The 17,425-nt window shown below is 61.3% G+C and carries 17 protein-coding genes; 6 read left to right on the top strand and 11 right to left on the bottom strand.

Annotated elements, in window-relative coordinates; translation table 11 throughout:
* Positions 1–10 precede the first annotated feature (10 nt).
* From hflX to ACEN83_RS01850, 7 genes are all read right to left on the bottom strand, one after another.
* Positions 11–1,312, bottom strand: a complete 1,302-nt coding sequence (hflX, locus tag ACEN83_RS01880; protein ID WP_007973259.1) for a ribosome rescue GTPase HflX — start codon at positions 1,310–1,312, stop codon at positions 11–13.
* A gap of 12 nt (positions 1,313–1,324) precedes the next feature.
* Positions 1,325–1,585 carry an RNA chaperone Hfq gene (gene hfq / locus ACEN83_RS01875; protein ID WP_003221112.1) on the bottom strand — a complete coding sequence of 87 codons (261 nt, stop codon included), beginning with the start codon at positions 1,583–1,585 and terminating at the stop codon, positions 1,325–1,327.
* Between the two features lie 93 nt (positions 1,586–1,678).
* Positions 1,679–2,650 (bottom strand): tRNA (adenosine(37)-N6)-dimethylallyltransferase MiaA, encoded by a 972-nt coding sequence (gene miaA, locus ACEN83_RS01870; protein ID WP_495579351.1) that lies wholly within the window; start codon positions 2,648–2,650, stop codon positions 1,679–1,681.
* Positions 2,650–4,560, bottom strand: coding sequence for a DNA mismatch repair endonuclease MutL (mutL, locus tag ACEN83_RS01865; protein WP_495579350.1), 1,911 nt, complete (start codon positions 4,558–4,560; stop codon positions 2,650–2,652). The genes miaA and mutL overlap by 1 nt, the downstream gene beginning before the upstream one ends.
* The gene (locus tag ACEN83_RS01860) at positions 4,557–5,987 is read right to left on the bottom strand and encodes an N-acetylmuramoyl-L-alanine amidase (protein ID WP_495579349.1); all 1,431 of its coding nucleotides are present in this window, start codon (positions 5,985–5,987) and stop codon (positions 4,557–4,559) included. Before ACEN83_RS01860 ends, mutL begins: the two co-directional genes overlap by 4 nt.
* Positions 5,988–6,458, bottom strand: coding sequence for a tRNA (adenosine(37)-N6)-threonylcarbamoyltransferase complex ATPase subunit type 1 TsaE (tsaE, locus tag ACEN83_RS01855; RefSeq protein WP_007973252.1), 471 nt, complete (start codon positions 6,456–6,458; stop codon positions 5,988–5,990).
* Positions 6,446–7,945, bottom strand: coding sequence for an NAD(P)H-hydrate dehydratase (locus ACEN83_RS01850; RefSeq protein ID WP_495579348.1), 1,500 nt, complete (start codon positions 7,943–7,945; stop codon positions 6,446–6,448). The genes tsaE and ACEN83_RS01850 overlap by 13 nt, the downstream gene beginning before the upstream one ends.
* A 63-nt stretch (positions 7,946–8,008) precedes the next feature.
* Here ACEN83_RS01850 and queG point away from each other — a divergent pair, with 63 nt between their 5' ends.
* Positions 8,009–9,073: a tRNA epoxyqueuosine(34) reductase QueG gene (gene queG / locus ACEN83_RS01845; protein WP_495579347.1), complete on the top strand. Its 1,065-nt coding sequence runs from the start codon at positions 8,009–8,011 to the stop codon at positions 9,071–9,073.
* A gap of 24 nt (positions 9,074–9,097) precedes the next feature.
* Here the strand turns inward: queG and ACEN83_RS01840 are convergent, their stop codons facing one another.
* Both ACEN83_RS01840 and orn read right to left on the bottom strand, forming a co-directional pair.
* Complete coding sequence (locus tag ACEN83_RS01840) at positions 9,098–9,709, bottom strand: trimeric intracellular cation channel family protein (RefSeq protein ID WP_007973246.1); 612 nt, start codon at positions 9,707–9,709, stop codon at positions 9,098–9,100.
* Between the two features lie 150 nt (positions 9,710–9,859).
* A complete protein-coding gene (gene orn / locus ACEN83_RS01835) occupies positions 9,860–10,402 on the bottom strand; it encodes an oligoribonuclease (RefSeq protein ID WP_116580709.1) in 543 nt (180 codons plus the stop codon).
* Between the two features lie 106 nt (positions 10,403–10,508).
* Between orn and rsgA the strand changes: the two genes are divergently transcribed.
* From rsgA to ACEN83_RS01815, 4 genes are all read left to right on the top strand, one after another.
* A complete protein-coding gene (rsgA, locus tag ACEN83_RS01830; protein ID WP_007978809.1) occupies positions 10,509–11,540 on the top strand; it encodes a small ribosomal subunit biogenesis GTPase RsgA in 1,032 nt (343 codons plus the stop codon).
* A 198-nt stretch (positions 11,541–11,738) separates the two neighbouring features.
* Positions 11,739–12,146, top strand: coding sequence for a TIR domain-containing protein (locus ACEN83_RS01825; protein WP_007978807.1), 408 nt, complete (start codon positions 11,739–11,741; stop codon positions 12,144–12,146).
* Positions 12,147–12,148: 2 nt separating this feature from the next.
* The gene (locus tag ACEN83_RS01820; protein ID WP_007978805.1) at positions 12,149–13,108 is read left to right on the top strand and encodes a caspase family protein; all 960 of its coding nucleotides are present in this window, start codon (positions 12,149–12,151) and stop codon (positions 13,106–13,108) included.
* Positions 13,108–13,599: a toll/interleukin-1 receptor domain-containing protein gene (locus tag ACEN83_RS01815; protein ID WP_116580711.1), complete on the top strand. Its 492-nt coding sequence runs from the start codon at positions 13,108–13,110 to the stop codon at positions 13,597–13,599. Before ACEN83_RS01820 ends, ACEN83_RS01815 begins: the two co-directional genes overlap by 1 nt.
* 235 nt (positions 13,600–13,834) lie before the next feature.
* Here the strand turns inward: ACEN83_RS01815 and motB are convergent, their stop codons facing one another.
* The gene (gene motB, locus ACEN83_RS01810; protein ID WP_495579346.1) at positions 13,835–14,863 is read right to left on the bottom strand and encodes a flagellar motor protein MotB; all 1,029 of its coding nucleotides are present in this window, start codon (positions 14,861–14,863) and stop codon (positions 13,835–13,837) included.
* A gap of 3 nt (positions 14,864–14,866) precedes the next feature.
* Positions 14,867–15,718 carry a flagellar motor stator protein MotA gene (gene motA, locus ACEN83_RS01805; protein ID WP_046039800.1) on the bottom strand — a complete coding sequence of 284 codons (852 nt, stop codon included), beginning with the start codon at positions 15,716–15,718 and terminating at the stop codon, positions 14,867–14,869.
* 167 nt (positions 15,719–15,885) lie between these two features.
* On the opposite strand from motA, the gene ACEN83_RS01800 reads away from it, so the two are divergent.
* Positions 15,886–17,424, top strand: coding sequence for an HDOD domain-containing protein (locus tag ACEN83_RS01800; RefSeq protein WP_495579345.1), 1,539 nt, complete (start codon positions 15,886–15,888; stop codon positions 17,422–17,424).
* The last annotated feature ends 1 nt before the right edge of the window (position 17,425 follow it).

Here is a 17,425-nt window from a genome sequence, read left to right as displayed (position 1 = left end):
TCTCAGGCTTTTATTGCAAAGTGTGTTGCTCGATAAACTCCGTCGGCACAACGCCTTCACGGCTGACCAGTCGATTGAGCTCCGAGCGCGGCAATCGAACGGCCAGCAAGCTGACACCTTCTTCGTCGTATTCTTCTTTCTGTACCGCGCCCAGCTCGAAAAACTGTGCACGCAGACGCGCAAAGCGCTGAGGCAAGCGCAAGGTACCGACAAACAAATCACTGCCCAGCAACTCGGCAATGGCTTGCTCAAGCAATTCCAGACCTGTGCCATCACGCGCCGAGAGCCAGACCCGCTGGGGCCTGCCGTTTTCGTCGCGCTGGATTTGTGGCTCAACGCCTTCAAGCAAATCGAGTTTGTTATAGACCTCGAGGATCGGCAAGTCCTGGGCACCAATCTCGCCCAGCACCACCATCACCTGCTCGATCTGCAACATGCGATCCGGTTCGGCCGCATCGATCACGTGCAACAGCAGGTCGGAGTTGCTCGACTCTTCGAGCGTAGACCGAAATGCCTCGACCAGCTTGTGCGGCAAGTGGCGAATGAAACCCACAGTGTCGGCCAGGACAATCGGCCCCAGGTCGTCCAGTTCCAGACGGCGCAAGGTCGGGTCCAGCGTGGCAAACAACTGGTCAGCCGCGTACACGTCGGATTTCGTCACGTTATTGAAGAGCGTGGATTTGCCGGCGTTGGTATAGCCCACCAGGGACACGGTAGGAATATCCGCACGGGAACGGCCGCGTCGCGACTGTTCGCGCTGACTGCGCACTTTTTCCAGGCGGCCCTTGATCTGCCGCAGGCGAACCCGGAGCAGACGACGGTCGGTTTCCAGCTGGGTTTCACCCGGGCCACGCATGCCGATGCCGCCACCCTGACGCTCAAGGTGGGTCCAGCCACGAACCAGCCGGGTACTCATGTGGTCAAGCTGGGCCAGTTCTACCTGGAGCTTGCCTTCATGGGTGCGGGCGCGTTGGGCGAAAATATCGAGAATCAGACCGGTGCGGTCGATCACGCGACACTCGAAGACACGTTCGAGGTTACGTTCCTGACTGGGTGTGAGGACGTGATTGAAGATGACCAGGTCTGCTTCTTCGGCATGGACCAGATCGCGTAGCTCCTCGACCTTGCCGCTGCCAATCAGAAATTTGGCGGTTGGCCGATGACGCGGCACGTTAAAAAACGCAACGGTCTCGGCGCCGGCCGAATTAGCCAATTCCTGAAACTCCTGCGGATCTTCGCGCGCCTCAGGGTCCTGTCCATCCAAGTGAACGAGGATCACTCGCTCACCACCACCGTGGCGCTCAAAGAACAAAGGAGACTCCTATCAGGCGTTACCTGGCTCAGCGTCACCTGCATCGGATTCGGTTGCGCTAGGCAGACGAATTGGACGAACCGGTACCACTGTAGAGATAGCGTGCTTGTAGACCATCTGGCTTACGGTGTTTTTCAGCAGGATGACGAACTGGTCGAACGACTCGATCGTTCCTTGCAGTTTGATACCGTTGACCAGGTAGATGGACACCCCAACTTTCTCTTTACGTAAAGTATTCAAGTAAGGGTCTTGTAGCGAATGCCCTTTTGACATGTGCCGCACTCCTTTAAGGATTCAATATAAAAAATAGGTAAACAGATGGCTTTAGCCGCCACACCCCCAAGGATAGACGGCAATTGCAAGGACTCAGCTCAATATGGAGATGGTCCCAAGGTATTTCAAGGCGCGCGGCAGATTGTCGCAATCCAGACTGTCCAGCCAATGCAGGTCAGTCCAACTGCGCAGCCAGGTGAACTGGCGTTTCGCCAATTGGCGCGTGGCAATGATTCCACGCTCCTGCATCTCGGCTGACGTCAGCTTGCCATCCAGGTAGTCCCAGACTTGGCGATAGCCTACTGCACGTATAGACGGCATCCCGGCATGCAGGTCACCTCTATTACGCAGGGCTACGACCTCGTCAATGAATCCCTGTTCCAACATTAAAGTGAATCTTTGTTTAATTCGCTCGTGCAGTACCTGGCGATTTGCCGGGGCAATAGCCAAGTTCGCGACAGTATAGGGCAATTGTTGCTGTCCCGAAGCGGCTGCTTCGGTACTTTGCACAGATTGTTGCAAGCGTAGCGCAGTCATGCTCTGACCGCTTACCCGATAAACTTCCAGCGCTCGACTCAGACGCTGCGGATCGTTCGGATGAATACGCGCGGCAGAAACCGGGTCGATCACCGCCAACTGGTCGTGCAGGGCTTGCCAGCCAAGGCGTGCAGCCTCTTCTTCGATCTGTGCACGCACTTGCGGGTCGGCGGCCGGCATCTCCGCCAGGCCTTCAAGCAAAGCCTTGTAATAGAGCATCGTGCCGCCTACCAGCAGCGGAATTTTTCCGCGCGCGGTGATCTCGGCCATGGCTTCCAGGGCGTCACGGCGGAAATCCGCAGCCGAATAGCTCTCGGCCGGGTCGAGAATATCGATCAGACGGTGCGGATATTGCGCCAGCAGCTCTTTGGAAGGCTTGGCGGTGCCGATGTCCATGCCACGGTAGACCAGTGCCGAATCGACGCTGATCAACTCGCAAGGCAGGACTTTGGTGAGTTCGATGGCCAGGTCGGTCTTGCCGGCGGCGGTCGGGCCCATCAGGAAAATCGCAGGTGGGAGCTGGCTCATCAACGACCGCGCAAGAACAGTTTGTCCAGATCGTCCAGGCCCAGTTGGGTCCAGGTCGGTCGGCCATGGTTGCATTGACCGCTGCGTTCGGTGTTTTCCATGTCACGCAGCAGGGCATTCATTTCCGGCAGGGCCAGACGCCGGTTCGCCCGAACCGCACCGTGGCAGGCCATGGTCCCGAGCAACTCGTTCAGGTGCGCCTGAATGCGGTCGCTGGTGCCGAATTCCATCAGATCCGCCAGGACGTCCGCCACCAGCCGGTTGGCTTCGGCCTGCTTGAGCAGTGCCGGGATCTGTCGGATGGCCAGGGTTTCCGGGCCCAGGCGCTGTAACTCAAAGCCCAGTCGCTGGAACCAGGCGACATGTTCCTCGGCGCAATCGGCTTCACGCTGGCTGACGGCCAGGGACTCCGGCACCAGCAACGGCTGGCCACTCAGGCCCTCGCTGGCCATCGCCACCTTCAGGCGCTCATACATGATCCGCTCGTGGGCGGCGTGCATGTCCACCAGCACCAGGCCCTGGGCGTTTTCCGAAAGGATGTAGATGCCCTTGAGTTGTGCCAGCGCATAACCCAGCGGCGGGATGTCGTCCTGCCCGGCCGGCAGCGCGACGGCATTGGCCTCGGGCAGCGGCGCAAAAAACTCGCGGTAGGCGGCCTGCGCTTCGGCGACAGGCACACCGGACTGCGGGCGCGGCGTGTATTGATACTGATAACCCGCGCCAGCACCCGAGCCTGCCGGCGCATTGAACGACGGCTGGGCCTGAGGCTGTTCCAGCAGCGCATTGGCGGCCAGGCGCATTTCGCCCTGGGGTCCGAATTCACCGGCCTCGAGACCGGTAGGCCGGACGATGGCCGTGGCAACCGGTGCCGCCAGATGATCGTCCGGTCGCACATCGCCCAAGGCACGGTGCAAGGTGCCGTAGAGGAAATCGTGGACCATGCGTCCTTCGCGGAAGCGCACTTCGTGTTTGGTCGGGTGCACGTTGACGTCGACCCCGGTCGGATCGACCTCGAAAAACAGTACGAAGGTCGGGTGCCGACCGTTGAACAGCACGTCGCGATAGGCCTGGCGTACCGCGTGGGCCACCAGCTTGTCGCGCACGGCACGGCCATTGACGAAGAAATACTGCAAATCGGCCTGGCTGCGATTGAAGGTCGGCAGGCCGACCCAGCCCCATAGATGCAGGCCGTTGCGCTCGATTTCGATCGGCAGGGCCTGTTCCAGGAAGCCCGGCCCGCAAATCGCCGCCACGCGCCGGGCACGGGCCGCATCGTCATGGGCCTCGTGCAGACTGAGGATGGTCTTGCCGTTGTGGCGCAGATGGAACGCCACATCGAAGCGCGCCAGGGCCAGACGCCGGATCACTTCCTGCAGGTGATCGAATTCGGTTTTTTCGGTCTTGAGAAACTTGCGTCGTGCCGGCGTGTTGAAGAACAGGTCGCGCACTTCAACCGAAGTGCCCACCGGATGCGCCGCAGGCTGCACGCGCGGCGCCATGTCACGGCCTTCGGTCTCGACCTGCCAGGCCTGATCGGCGTCGCGGGTGCGGGAGGTCAGGGTCAAGCGCGCGACGGAGCTGATCGATGCCAGGGCCTCACCGCGAAAGCCCAGGCTCATGACCTGTTCGAGGTCTTCCAGGTTGCGGATCTTGCTGGTGGCGTGGCGGGCCAGCGCCAGCGGCAGGTCATCGGCGGAAATGCCGCTACCGTCGTCGCGCACCCGTAGCAACTTGACGCCGCCCTGCTCCACATCGACGTCGATGCGTTTGGCACCGGAGTCGAGGCTGTTTTCCAGCAGCTCCTTGATCACCGAAGCCGGGCGCTCAACCACCTCACCGGCGGCAATCTGGTTCGCCAGTCGCGGGCTGAGCAGCTCGATACGAGCGCCGCTGGTCACGACCTGATTCATTCTTTGGCCGCCAGTTCAGTGCCCGGAATGGTCAGGTGCTGACCGATCTTGAGCTCATCGCTCGACAGGTTGTTGGCACTGCGCAGGGTCGCGGGCGACACCTGATAGCGCACGGCAATCATCGCCAGGGTCTCGCCCGGGTTGACGCGGTGGTCACGTGGCCCCTGCACAATCTTGCCGGAGTCGCGCAGCCAGGCAATGTAAGTGCCTGGCGGCGGGTTTTGCTGGAAGAACTGGCGCACGCCGCTGCTGATCGAACGCGCCAGTGCCTGCTGGTGGTTCGATGCCGCGAGTTTCGAGGCTTCGTTGGCGTTGGAGATGAACCCGGTTTCCACCAGGATCGACGGAATATCCGGCGACTTCAGCACCATGAACCCGGCCTGTTCGACCCGCTGCTTGTGCAGAGGCGTGACCCGGCCAATGTTGCTCAGCACCTTCTGGCCAACGTTCAGGCTGGACGTCAGGGATGCCGTCATCGACAGATCGAGCAGCACGCCGGCGAGCATGCGGTCCTTGTCATCGAGGCTGACGTTGCCGGCCCCCCCGATCAGGTCGGAACGGTTTTCGCTGTCAGCCAGCCAGCGGGCCGTCTCCGAGGTCGCACCGCGATCGGACAGGGCAAATACCGAGGCACCGAAAGCGGCGGCAGAAGGCGCGGCGTCGGCGTGGATCGAGACGAACAGGTCGGCGCCTTTCTTGCGGGCAATTTCGGTACGGCCGCGCAACGGAATGAAGTAATCGCCGGTTCGGGTCAGTTCGGCGCGGAAACCTTTCATGCCGTTGATCTGGCGCTGCAATTCACGGGCGATCTGCAACACCACGTCTTTCTCACGCTGACCGCGAGAACCCGATGCGCCCGGGTCTTCGCCACCGTGTCCGGCGTCGATCACCACAATGATGTCGCGCTTGCCGGCCGGGGCCGGCGGCAACTTGATCGCAGGCTCCACAGGCGTGACCGGCACGGCGGGCATCGTGGCGACCGACGGTGTCGGCGCTGGGGGAGGCGCGGCATCCGCGGCGTTATCGAACAGATCGACCACCAAGCGGTTGCCGTACTGGGCGTTCGGCGCCAGGGAGAAGCTTTTTGGTGTCACCGCCTTTTTCAGGTCGATGACCACCCGCAGGTCGGTCGGCGTGCGTTGAGCCGAGCGCATGGCGGTAATCGGGGTGTTCGACGTGTTGACGTTGAGTGGCGCACCGAGGGTCGCGCCATTGATGTCGATGACCAGGCGATCCGGCGCGGTCAGGGTAAAGACGCTGTGTTGCACCGGGCCGGTCAGGTCAAACACCAGACGTGTGTTGTCCGGTGCCCGCCACAGACGAACACTGTTGACCTTCGAATCGGCCACAGCGTCGACGGTCACCGCCAGAAACAACACCCCTACGGCAGCAACCAACGCGCGAAAGCGCATACCTAACCCCATCATTTATTTGGATTCCAATGCCAAAGCGGCACACCAGGCCTCGCCACGCGAGCCCTGGGATAAAATTTTCAGCGAACGCCCGCTGTCTTGCGGGCTAATGGTAATGGTCAGGTCCGGCTTTGGCAAAAAGCCTGCACCTTTGTCGGGCCACTCGATCAGACACAGGGCGTCGTCTTCGAAATAGTCGCGAATACCGAGGAACTCCAGTTCTTCCGGATCGACCAGACGGTACAAATCGAAATGGAAGGCGCGAATGTCGCCAATCTCGTAGGGTTCAACCAAAGTGAAGGTCGGACTTTTTACCGCCCCGACATGCCCCAGGCCACGGATGATGCCTCGGGACAACGTGGTTTTGCCCATCCCCAGGTTACCCTCGAGGAAGATCAGGCCATGGCCTTGGGTGATTCGGGCAATGCGTGCGCCAAAGTCGCTCATGGCCTGCTCATCGGCCAGGTACAGGGTTACTTCAGACACGGTGCTTGCTCCTCCAACAACTGACGAATGGCTGGGATCAGATCACTGGCCGCCAGCCCACGGCCGAATTTTCCTTGTTGCTCGCCGGCATTGGCGTGCAGCCAGACCGCCAGGCAGGCCGCGTCGAAGGGTTCCATGCCCTGGGCCAGCAATGCGCCGAGCAAGCCGGCCAGTACATCGCCCAAACCGGCAGTAGCCATCGCCGGGTGGCCCTGATGACAGACGGCCAGCCGCCCGGCGGGACAGGCAACCAGGCTCCCGGCCCCCTTGAGCACCACGACCGCCGAATATTTTTTGCTCAATGCATGGGCCGCTGCCGGTCGGTCGGCTTGAACCTGCGCCGTACTCATTCCGAGCAAACGCGCCGCTTCGCCCGGATGCGGGGTGATCACGCAATCCCTGGGCAAACTCACACGTTCCTCGGCCAACAGGTTCAGCGCATCGGCGTCCCAGACTTGCGGCAACGCTGCATTAGCCGCAGCCGACAACAAGCTGCGCCCCCAACCCGCCTGCCCCAGCCCCGGACCGACAACCAACACGGAAACCTTTTGCAGCAAATCCATCAACTGATTGGCCGAGGAAGTGCCCAGCACCATCGCCTCGGGGATCCGCGCCAGCGCGGCCGCGACATGTTCGCTGCGGGTCGCCACCGACACCATGCCCGCCCCGCTGCGTAGCGCACTTTGCGCGCTCAGCAGGATGGCGCCACCCAACCCGCGGTCGCCGCCAATCAGCAACACATGGCCGAACCTGCCTTTGTGGGAAGCCGGTGCCCGCGCCGCTGGACGCGGCAGGTTAGCCGCAGTCAGGCGACGGGCGGTGAAAGCAGCGCTTTCTATCAACCGGGGGTCTGCATGCAAGTCGTTGAACAGCAGTTCGCCGACCACATCCGCCGCCTCGCCGGTGAACAATCCCAATTTCAAGCCGATGAACGTCACTGTCAGGTCGGCCTGCACCGCCACGCCGAGGATACGACCGGTATCGGCGCACAGTCCTGAAGGAATATCCACTGCCGCGACCGGCAGCCCGCTCACATTGATCGCGGTGATCGCACCGACATAAGGCTCACGCACCTCGCCACTCAGGCCGGTGCCGAGCAAAGCATCCAGGACGATGCCGCGCAATCCGGATTGTGCCGTCCAGGGCTCGATGAGCACGTTTTCAGAAACCGCCTCGGCATGGGCCAAGGCCGCGTCCCCCAGCAGACGCTGCGGATCTGCCACCGCCAACACCCGGACGGACCATCCTGCACGCTGGGCCAACACGGCCACCAGATACCCGTCCCCTGCGTTGTTGCCATGGCCGGTGAGTACAGTCAGTTCGTTCGCTGTCGGCCAATGCCGCACCAGCGCCCGCCACGTCGCCCGCGCCGCGCGCTGCATCAATTCGAAGCCCGGTGTGCCGGCGGCGATCAGGCTCGCGTCGAGTGCTCGCACTTGCGAGGCACTGTACAGCGCGTCGGGTAATTCATCTTTAGTGTGCGGCATGCGTCTTCGGGCTCCGATGTCTGGCAGAATTATACGCACCTCAGCTCCGGTTTCTCTCGCCTCATGCCTGCTATTACCACAGACCTGCCTGCCCTCGCCCAATCCATCAAGGACTGGGGCCGCGAGCTGGGCTTTCAGCAAGTCGGCATCAGCGGCCTCGACCTGGGCGAGCACGAGCAACATCTGGAGCGCTGGCTCGCCGCCGGCTACCACGGCGAGATGGACTACATGGGCGCACATGGCAGTAAACGCTCACACCCGGAGGAACTGGTGCCCGGCACTTTGCGCGTGGTTTCGCTGCGCATGGACTACCTGGCGGGCGACACCCACATGGCGAAAATGCTCGCCCAACCGGAAAAAGCCTACGTCTCGCGTTATGCCCTGGGTCGCGATTACCACAAGTTGATCCGCAAGCGCGTGCAACAACTGGCGGACAAGATTCAGGCAGAAATCGGCCCGTTTGGTTTCCGTGCCTTTGTCGACAGTGCACCGGTGCTGGAAAAAGCCATCGCCGAACAGGCCGGACTGGGCTGGATTGGCAAAAACACCCTGGTGTTGAATCGCAAGGCAGGCAGTTATTTCTTCCTCGCCGAGCTGTTCGTTGACTTGCCGCTGCCGGTAGACCCACCCCACGCCACCGAACACTGCGGTCGGTGCAGTGCCTGCCTCGACATCTGCCCAACCAATGCTTTCGTCGGCCCTTATGTGCTGGATGCCCGGCGCTGCATTTCCTACCTCACCATCGAACTCAAAGGTGCGATCCCGCAAGACCTGCGGCCGCTGATCGGCAATCGGGTGTTCGGTTGCGATGATTGCCAGATTGTCTGCCCCTGGAACCGCTTCGCCCGCCCGTCCGGTGAAGGCGATTTCAAGCCGCGGCACAACCTGGACAACGCCGAACTGGCGGAACTGTTCATGTGGGATGAGGAGAAATTCCTGAGCAGTACCGAAGGCTCGCCGTTGCGTCGGACCGGTTACGAAAACTGGTTGCGCAACCTGGCGGTAGGCCTGGGCAATGCGCCTTCGACGATTCCGGTGCTGGAGGCGTTGAAAGCGCGGCGCGAGCATCCGTCCGAACTGGTCCGCGAACACGTCGAATGGGCCCTGAAACAACACGGCCTCATGTAGGAGCTGCCGCAGGGGATCGCGGTGTCAGGCCTCGTCGTTGTAGACGAACTTGGGCATTTCCCAGTGGAAACGAATCGCCAGCAAGCGCAACAGGAAACCGCCGAACAGGGTGATCAGAATCGCCTGTTCCCCTGGCAAGTTCAGGTATAGACAGAGCATGTAGCACCACGCTGCCGCAAACGAGACGCTGGCATACAGCTCACGCCGGAAGATCAGCGGAATATCGTTGCAGAAAATGTCCCGCAGGATGCCGCCGAAGACGCCGGTGATTACGCCGCTGACCGACGCGACCAACATGCCATGGCCCATTTCCAGGGCGGTGATGCAGCCGATCAGGGTGAAGGCCACCAGCCCCATGGCATCGAGCACCAGAAACAGTGAGCGCAAATGCCGCATCCAGCGCGCCGTGAACACGGTAATCATCGCCGCAGCCGTGGTCAGCACCAGGTATTCCGGGTGTTTGACCCACGTCAACGGGTAATGCCCGAGCAGCACATCGCGCACCGAGCCGCCCCCCAGCGCCGTGACGCAAGCGATCAGCACCACGCCAAACCAGTCCATGCCACGACGCCCGGCAGACAGGGCGCCGGTCATGGCTTCGGCGGTAATGGCGATCAGGTAGAGCATCAGCAACATGGTGGCGGTCCTTGCGAAAAGGCGCGCAGTCTACCCACTTCACCAAAGCCCACAACCCCCTGTAGGAGCTGCCGCAGGCTGCGATCTTTTGACTTTGGCATTCAAGATCAAGAGATCGCAGCCTGCGGCAGCTCCTACAGGGGAATCCGGTCAGGACTTGATGAAATGCTTGCGGTAGTGCTGCAACTCGGCGATGGACTCGCGGATGTCGTCCAGCGCCAGGTGAGTGCTGCCCTTCTTGAAGCTGTCACGCACGTCCGGTGCCCAGCGCGCCGCCAGCTCTTTGAGCGTGGACACGTCGAGGTTGCGGTAGTGGAAATAGCTTTCCAGGGATTTCATGTGGGTATAAAGGAAGCGACGGTCCTGGCAGATGCTGTTGCCGCAGATCGGCGATTTGCCCTTCGGCACCCACTTTTCCAGGAAGGCGATGGTTTCGGCTTCGGCTTCGGCCATGCTGATACGGCTGTCGCGAACCCGCTGGGTCAGCCCGGAACCGCCATGCTGACGGGTGTTCCACTCGTCCATGCCGGCGAGGATTTCGTCGCTGTGGTGAATGGCGATCACCGGGCCTTCGGCCAGGGTGTTCAGGTCACTGTCGGTGACGATGGTGGCCATTTCGATAATGACGTCGGTATCAGGGTTCAGACCGGTCATTTCCAGGTCGATCCAGATCAGGTTCTGCGGATTTTGCATGTTCGGCTCCTAAGCAATGCTGCGCAGTTTAGCCTAGGCCGGTGGCCGGGCGTGCTAAACTCGCGGCCGTTTTACCTAATCGCTGCATTCTTTATACGGAACACCCATGGCCAAACGCCAACTCAATCGCCGCCAAAACTGGCGCATCGAAAAGATTCAGGGCGAACGCGCTGCCCGCGCCGCCAAACGCGAGTCCTCGGCTGTCGAGGCACTTGAGGGCGGCGACCTGGGCCCGGAACAGCACGGTCTGGTGATCGCGCACTTCGGTGTGCAGGTCGAGGTCGAGGCTCGCGACGGCGAACTGGCCGGCCAGGTGTTCCGTTGCCACCTGCGCGCGAACCTGCCGGCGCTGGTGACCGGTGATCAGGTGGTGTGGCGCGCCGGCAACCAGGGCATCGGCGTGATCGTGGCGCAACTGCCGCGCAACACCGAGCTGTGCCGCCCGGACAGCCGTGGTCAGCTCAAGCCGGTGGCGGCCAACGTCGACATGATCGTCATCGTGTTTGCACCGCTGCCCGAGCCCCACGCCAACCTGATCGACCGCTACCTGGTGGCGGCCGAACATGCGGGCATCAAGCCGCTGCTGCTGTTGAACAAATTCGACCTGATCGACGAAAACAACGCCCCTGCGCTGAATGCCTTGCTCGCCGTATACCGCACCCTCGGTTACCCGGTGCTGGAAGTGTCGGCGCATCACGGTAACGGGATGGAGCAGTTGCAGACGCAACTGGACGGACGCATCAGCGTGTTCGTCGGCCAGTCCGGCGTCGGCAAGTCGTCGCTGGTCAACAGCCTGCTGCCGGATGTCGAAACCCGCGTCGGCCCGCTGTCCGAGCTGTCCGGCCAGGGTACCCACACCACCACTACCGCGCGGTTGTTCCACTTCCCCGGCGGCGGTGAGTTGATCGACTCCCCGGGCATCCGCGAATTCGGCCTGGGCCACGTCAGCCGTGCCGACGTCGAAGCCGGCTTCATCGAGTTCAACGACCTGCTGGGTACCTGCCGCTTCCGCGACTGCAAGCATGACCGCGAACCCGGTTGCGCCCTGCTCAAGGCCCTTGAAGATGGCCGCGTGCAGCAGCAACGGATGAACAGCTACCGCTCGATCATCGCCAGCCTGCCGGAAAACGGCTACTAAACAGAGGTGCCGACCACCCGGCTTTACGCGGGGTGGTCGGCGGCTGGATCTTCCCCCGCTTAAACATCAGACCTTTCTGTAAGACGTGCGCACGCTCGCCTGTAGGGCATTTCTCTTTCCGCGCCGACCTCTTGTAGCCGCCCTGTAATCGCCTAGTTTCAAACCCTCTTCGCACTCCAGCGACACCGAGGGACACCCATGCAAACCTACCATCTGTTCATCAGCCACTCGTGGAACTACTCCGACGCCCACGACAATCTCGTGCGCCTGCTCAACGCCAAGCCCGGTTTCACCTACAAGAATTTTTCGGTGCCACCGGACAACCCGATTGTCGGCGCGAAAACCGACAAACAACTCGAGGAGGCCATCGAAAACAAGATCCGTCCATGTTCGGCGGTATTGATCATGGCCGGGATGTATTCCACCTACAGCAAGTGGATCAACAAGGAAATCGAGATCGCCAAGCGCATGGGCAAAGTGATCATTGCGATCAAACCGTTCGGCGCCGAGCGGATTTCCACGGTGGTACGTGAGGCGGCACATGCCGAGTGTGCCTGGAACACCAACAGCATCATCAGCGCCATTCGCCAGCATACGGCGGTGTAACCATGCGCAAAGGACTGTTTATCGGCATCAACGACTACACCCACGTTTCGCGGCTGAGCGGTTGCAGCAATGACGCCATGGCCATGGCTTCCGTGCTCAAGACCGACGCCAATGGCGATCCGAACTTCAAGAATATCGTGCTGACCTCCGCCGAGGACTACCTGAGCAGGGAAAAGCTCGAAGACCAGATCCGCGAGCTGTTTTCCGGGGACTGCAATGTCGCGCTGCTGTATTTCGCCGGCCACGGCAGCTTCGACACCGACACCGACGAAGGCATGTTGATCCCGCAGGATTACAAGAGCGCCAAGGACGGGATACGCCTCAGCGACATTCTCAACTGGGCGAGCAAGGCCACGAAGATCAAAAACAAAGTGATCATCCTCGATTGCTGCCAGAGCGGCTCGGCCGGCGAACTGCGCGCCTTGCGCAGTGAGGGCAGCGTGGTCGGCGAAGGCATGACCATTCTGACCGCCTGCAAAAAGGAAGAGCCGGCGATGGAGGGCGGGCAACACGGCGTATTCACCGGACTTTTGCTCCAGGCCCTGCACGGCGGAGCAGCAAACATCCTGGGCAAGATCACACCTGGCAGCCTCTATTCGTTTGTCGACAACGCCCTCGATGCCTGGGAACAGCGCCCGGTGTTCAAGACCAACGTCTCGCAGTTCATTTCCCTGCGCGAAGTGTCGCCGCTGATCCCCAAGGAGATCCTGCGCAAACTCCCCGAATGGTTTGCCGAAGCGGAGTCGGTGTACCCCCTCGCCCCCAGCTTTGAGCCCACCGAGCCAGAATTCAACCCGGAGCACGGCGACGTCTTCGCCCAGTTGCAAAAGTGCAATCGCCACAGCCTGGTCGAACCGGTGGACGCCGAGCATATGTACTACGCCGCCATCCACTCCACCGGCTGCCGCCTCACCGCCCTCGGCGCCTATTACCGCGAACTCGCGATCAAGGGACATTTCTGATGCCAGTGTTTATCAGCTACCGCCACATGGACCGCGCCCACGCGGTCAAGATCAACGCGCGCCTGATCCAGGCCAACATCAAGACCTACCTCGATGTGCTGGATGCCGAATCCCAGACCACCGACGACATCACCGGGGTGATTACCCGCAACATCAGCGAATGCACGCACCTGCTGGCGGTGGTCTCGGAGAAAACCGCGCTGTCCTGGTGGGTGCCGTTCGAAATCGGCGAGGCGACCATCACCCACCGACGCATCTGCTCGTTCAAGACCGGCCCGACCGAGCTGCCACTGTACCTGGACAAATGGCCGAAGCTGACCAGCGACCGGGACATCGAGTTCTTTATCGATGCCTATCGCAACGAAGCGACGCTCAAACGCTCGATGTCACTGGAATCGGTGACCGGCAGCGAGTCGGTGCGCAGCGTGAACAAGTCCAATGCGGATCGCTTTCACGCCGAGCTCAAGACGCGGATCATTCGTGGTTTCTGACCTCACTCTGCTCCCCGATCCTTCCTCGTGACCGGTCGGGGTTTCTCCCACCCATCATCTGTAGGAGCCAGCTTGCTGGCGATGGACTCCAGTACGCCGAGTGGATTCAGTCAGCACGCGTTATCGTTGACGACCATCGCCAGCAAGCTGGCTCCTACAGGGGATCGCCCCTGATGGCCTCCAAACCAGTGAAAGCGCACAAAAAAGCCGACATCGCTGTCGGCTTTTTTGTACGTCACGGCTTGGGTGGTTCAGCCGGTTTCGGTGCCGGATCATCAAACAGATTCAAACGCTCGCGCAGTTCATGGGCCGGCAGCGGTTCCTTGTCCGCCGGCAATGCGTTCGGGTCGACCGGCGCGATCGGTGCTGCGCCTGGTGCAGCCGAACCTTGCGGAACATCGGGAGCAGGCTCTGCGCCTTGCGAACCTTCGATGGCCCGCTGGGCTTTCTTGGTCAGCACCACGATGTCGATACGGCGGTTGACCGGGTTGAACGGATGCTCACGATCGAACAACGCCGACGAGGCATAACCGACCACGCGCGCCACCTGTGCATCCGGATAGCTGCCCGCCACCAGCGCACGCCGTGCGGCGTTGGCACGGTTGGCCGAGAGCTCCCAGTTACCGAAATCACCGGTGCCGGTGTACGGCTTGGCATCGGTGTGGCCGCTGATGCTGATCTTGTTCGGCACCGCCTTGATGGTGTCGGCCATGGCCAGCAGGATGTCTTCGAAATACGGCTTCAAGCGAGCTGAGCCTGAATCGAACATCGGGCGGTTTTCCGCGTCCATGATCTGGATACGCAGGCCGTCCGGGGTGATTTCGAACAGGATCTGGTCCTTGAACTTCTGCAGCTGCGGGTTCTCATCAACCTTGTTCTGCAGTTCCTGCAGCAACAGTTCGAGGCGTTCCTTTTCGACCTGCTCGGCCATGCCTTCGACCTGGTCGGTATCCACAGTGACCTTGTCCGGCTGCGGCTGGGACTTGACCTCGGGGTTGAGGGTGTTTTCCGGCGCCAGGGTCGGCGTGCCGCCCAGATCGATGATGTACGGCGTGCCGCTTTCGGAAAAGCCGATCGGGTCCTTGAAGTAACCGGCGATGGCGATCTTCTGTTCCGGCGTGGCGGTGGACAGCAGCCACAACACCAGGAAGAACGCCATCATCGCCGTGGCGAAGTCGGCGAAGGCGATTTTCCACGCCCCGCCGTGATGCCCGCCGGCGTAGCGCTTGACGCGCTTGATGATTATCGGCTGATTATTTTCCATGGCTTAACGACCGCGAACCGCTTGTTCCAGCTCGGCGAAGCTTGGACGGTGCGCCGGGTACAGAACCTTGCGCCCGAACTCGACGGCCAGCGATGGCGGCATGCCGGAGGCCGAAGCCACCAGCGAGGCCTTGATGGCTTCGTAGACATTCAGCTCTTCCTTGGCATCGTGGGCCAGGGAATGGGCCAGCGGGCCGAAGAAACCGTAGGCGGCGAGAATACCGAAGAAGGTACCGACCAGTGCCGCACCGACGTGCAGGCCGATGGACTTCTGGTCGCCCTCACCCAGCGAAGCCATGGTCACCACGATCCCCAGTACCGCCGCGACGATACCGAAACCTGGCATGGCGTCGGCGATGCCGTTGACCGCGTGGGAGGGGTGTTCCAGGTCTTCCTTGAGGCTGAACAGCTCCATGTCGAACAGGCCTTCCAGCTCGTGCGGGGCCATGTTGCCGGAGGACATGATGCGCAGGTAATCACAGATGAACGCGGTCATGCGCTCGTCCTTGAGGACCGTCGGGTACTTGGCGAAGATCGGGCTCGCGGCGGCATCTTCGATGTCGCCTTCGATGGCCATCATGCCTTCGCGGCGGCTCTTGTTGAGGATCTCGTAGATCAGGCCCAACACCTCAAGGTAAAAGGCGTGGTTGAAACGCGAACTGAACATGCCCAGGGATTTCTTGAGCACGTGCATCGTCATGTAGCCGGGGTTGGCCTGCAAGAATGCGCCGAGGGCTGCACCGCCAATAATCATGACCTCGAAAGGCTGGATCAGGGCGGCAATCTTGCCGTGGGAAAGCACGTATCCGCCGAGCACGCTCGCGAATACGACGATGATGCCGATAATTTTAGCCATAGGTTAGGAGAGCACTTACTGAGTCGGGTTCAAGGTCATATTCGGAAGTTAAAAAATCTCTTCTTCTACTTATCGGCAAAACTGCGCCAGACTATAGCCAGTTCAGGCGAAAAGCTAATTTGACCCCTTCCGGGCACAGGTATTGTTGACGATGATCGCCTCCCACCATGGTTAACGAAACGAACGTTCCAACCCCAAAACCGACGACGCTCGAAGGCTGGGTCAAGCTGCTCGACGGCGTACGCCTTCCCGTCCCGCAAGCCAACCACGACCGGGTCTGCAAGGCCATCCGCGACAATCGCAGCTCGCTGCGCGATATCGCCGACCTCATGCAAGGCAGCCCCGCCCTGGCCTTGAGCGTGATTCGCGAAGCCAACCGACACACTCACGGTGGCATGACCGAGCCGGCGGAAAACCTTGAGGTTGCGATCAATCGCCTCGGCCTCAAACGCACCGAAGAATTGCTCGCGCGCCTGCCCGCCAAACCCCAGTCCGAGATCCCCAAAGCCCTGCGTCAGCTGCAGATGATCAGCCAGCACGCCACGCAACAGGCCAATGGTTTTTTTGCCAGTCGCCTGGCGCGCCTGTGGCAGGACATCCACTGGGGCAGCCTGCTGTTTCTTTCACCCCTGTGGCCTTTGGCGCTGACCCATCCAAAACTGCTCGAAGACTGGGAACTGCGGGTCATCCATAAAGGTGAGTCGGCACGTAAAGTCGAAATGCAACTGTTTGGCGTACGCCTGCTGGACATCGGCCAGGCGCTGGTGGAGGTCTGGCGCTTGCCGATCTGGGTGCAACAGGGCTATCGACTGTTGCTCACCGAGCAGCGGGAGCTGGTGAAAGTCCTGCGCATCGCCCGTGACAGCGAGCACCCGTTGCGCCAGCAGAACCGCCTCGATGACGATCCGACCCTGCGCCGCTGGCTCAATCAACCGGCCAATACCGTGCTGCTGGCCAACGGGTTGGCGCTGTCGGCACAACACGCCTGGGACAGCCCGCACAGTGAACGCTGGCAGTACCTGACCAGCCTTTACCTGCAAATGCCGATGGATGAGGTACAACAACAACTGCACCAGCAAGCCGCCAACAGCGCACGCCATCACGCCATGCCCGACCTCTGGCACCCCGCCGAATCGCTGATCTGGCCGTGGGGCATGAACCGTATCCACTCAGGTTTGCTACCGGCCGCGGCACCCACCGCCGAAGATCTGGCGAAATGGCGCAAGCAATGCGCCGAATTGCTGGTCGAGCCGAGTCGGTTCACCAACGCCATGCACCTGACCATTGCCGCCCGTGATGCTCTGGTGGCCTGCGGCATGCGTCGGGTGATGATCCTGATGGCCGACCGTACCCACGCCAACCTGCGTGTGCACCAGACGGCCGGCTTGGCGAAGGAAGCAGCCGGGATGAACTTCGTGGTCAGCCAGAGCAACGTCTTGCAACGCCTGCTCGCGCAACAGGCCCAGGTCCGCCTGACGCCGGCCAACAACGCGCAATTCTCGGCCCTGCTGCCCAACAGCCTGCGCTCGCAGTTCAGCGGCGAACACCTGCTGTTGCGCTCGCTGGTCAATAATGGCCGGGTGATCATGATCGTCGTGGCGGATCAGGGCGGCGGGCCGTTTTCGGAAATTTCCGTACAGGCCTTCGGTAAAACCGCGCAGTGCATCGAGAAAGCCCTGCACAGCTTTAGCCACCGTGGCCAATAAG

Source organism: Pseudomonas sp. Pseusp49, assembly GCF_059491875.1.
Note: the sequence above shows the minus strand (reverse complement) of the source record. Positions and strands in the feature narration are given on the sequence as shown.

Excerpts from the sequence above, each read along its gene's own strand:
- hfq (WP_003221112.1), bottom strand. The coding sequence starts at position 1,585 with ATGTCAAAAGGGCATTCGCTACAAGACCCTTACTTGAATACTTTACGT.
- miaA (WP_495579351.1), bottom strand. The coding sequence starts at position 2,650 with ATGAGCCAGCTCCCACCTGCGATTTTCCTGATGGGCCCGACCGCCGCC.
- mutL (WP_495579350.1), bottom strand. The coding sequence starts at position 4,560 with ATGAATCAGGTCGTGACCAGCGGCGCTCGTATCGAGCTGCTCAGCCCG.
- ACEN83_RS01860 (WP_495579349.1), bottom strand. The coding sequence starts at position 5,987 with ATGATGGGGTTAGGTATGCGCTTTCGCGCGTTGGTTGCTGCCGTAGGG.
- ACEN83_RS01850 (WP_495579348.1), bottom strand. The coding sequence starts at position 7,945 with ATGCCGCACACTAAAGATGAATTACCCGACGCGCTGTACAGTGCCTCG.
- queG (WP_495579347.1), top strand. The coding sequence starts at position 8,009 with ATGCCTGCTATTACCACAGACCTGCCTGCCCTCGCCCAATCCATCAAG.
- ACEN83_RS01840 (WP_007973246.1), bottom strand. The coding sequence starts at position 9,709 with ATGTTGCTGATGCTCTACCTGATCGCCATTACCGCCGAAGCCATGACC.
- orn (WP_116580709.1), bottom strand. The coding sequence starts at position 10,402 with ATGCAAAATCCGCAGAACCTGATCTGGATCGACCTGGAAATGACCGGT.
- rsgA (WP_007978809.1), top strand. The coding sequence starts at position 10,509 with ATGGCCAAACGCCAACTCAATCGCCGCCAAAACTGGCGCATCGAAAAG.
- ACEN83_RS01825 (WP_007978807.1), top strand. The coding sequence starts at position 11,739 with ATGCAAACCTACCATCTGTTCATCAGCCACTCGTGGAACTACTCCGAC.
- ACEN83_RS01820 (WP_007978805.1), top strand. The coding sequence starts at position 12,149 with ATGCGCAAAGGACTGTTTATCGGCATCAACGACTACACCCACGTTTCG.
- ACEN83_RS01815 (WP_116580711.1), top strand. The coding sequence starts at position 13,108 with ATGCCAGTGTTTATCAGCTACCGCCACATGGACCGCGCCCACGCGGTC.
- motB (WP_495579346.1), bottom strand. The coding sequence starts at position 14,863 with ATGGAAAATAATCAGCCGATAATCATCAAGCGCGTCAAGCGCTACGCC.
- motA (WP_046039800.1), bottom strand. The coding sequence starts at position 15,718 with ATGGCTAAAATTATCGGCATCATCGTCGTATTCGCGAGCGTGCTCGGC.
- ACEN83_RS01800 (WP_495579345.1), top strand. The coding sequence starts at position 15,886 with ATGGTTAACGAAACGAACGTTCCAACCCCAAAACCGACGACGCTCGAA.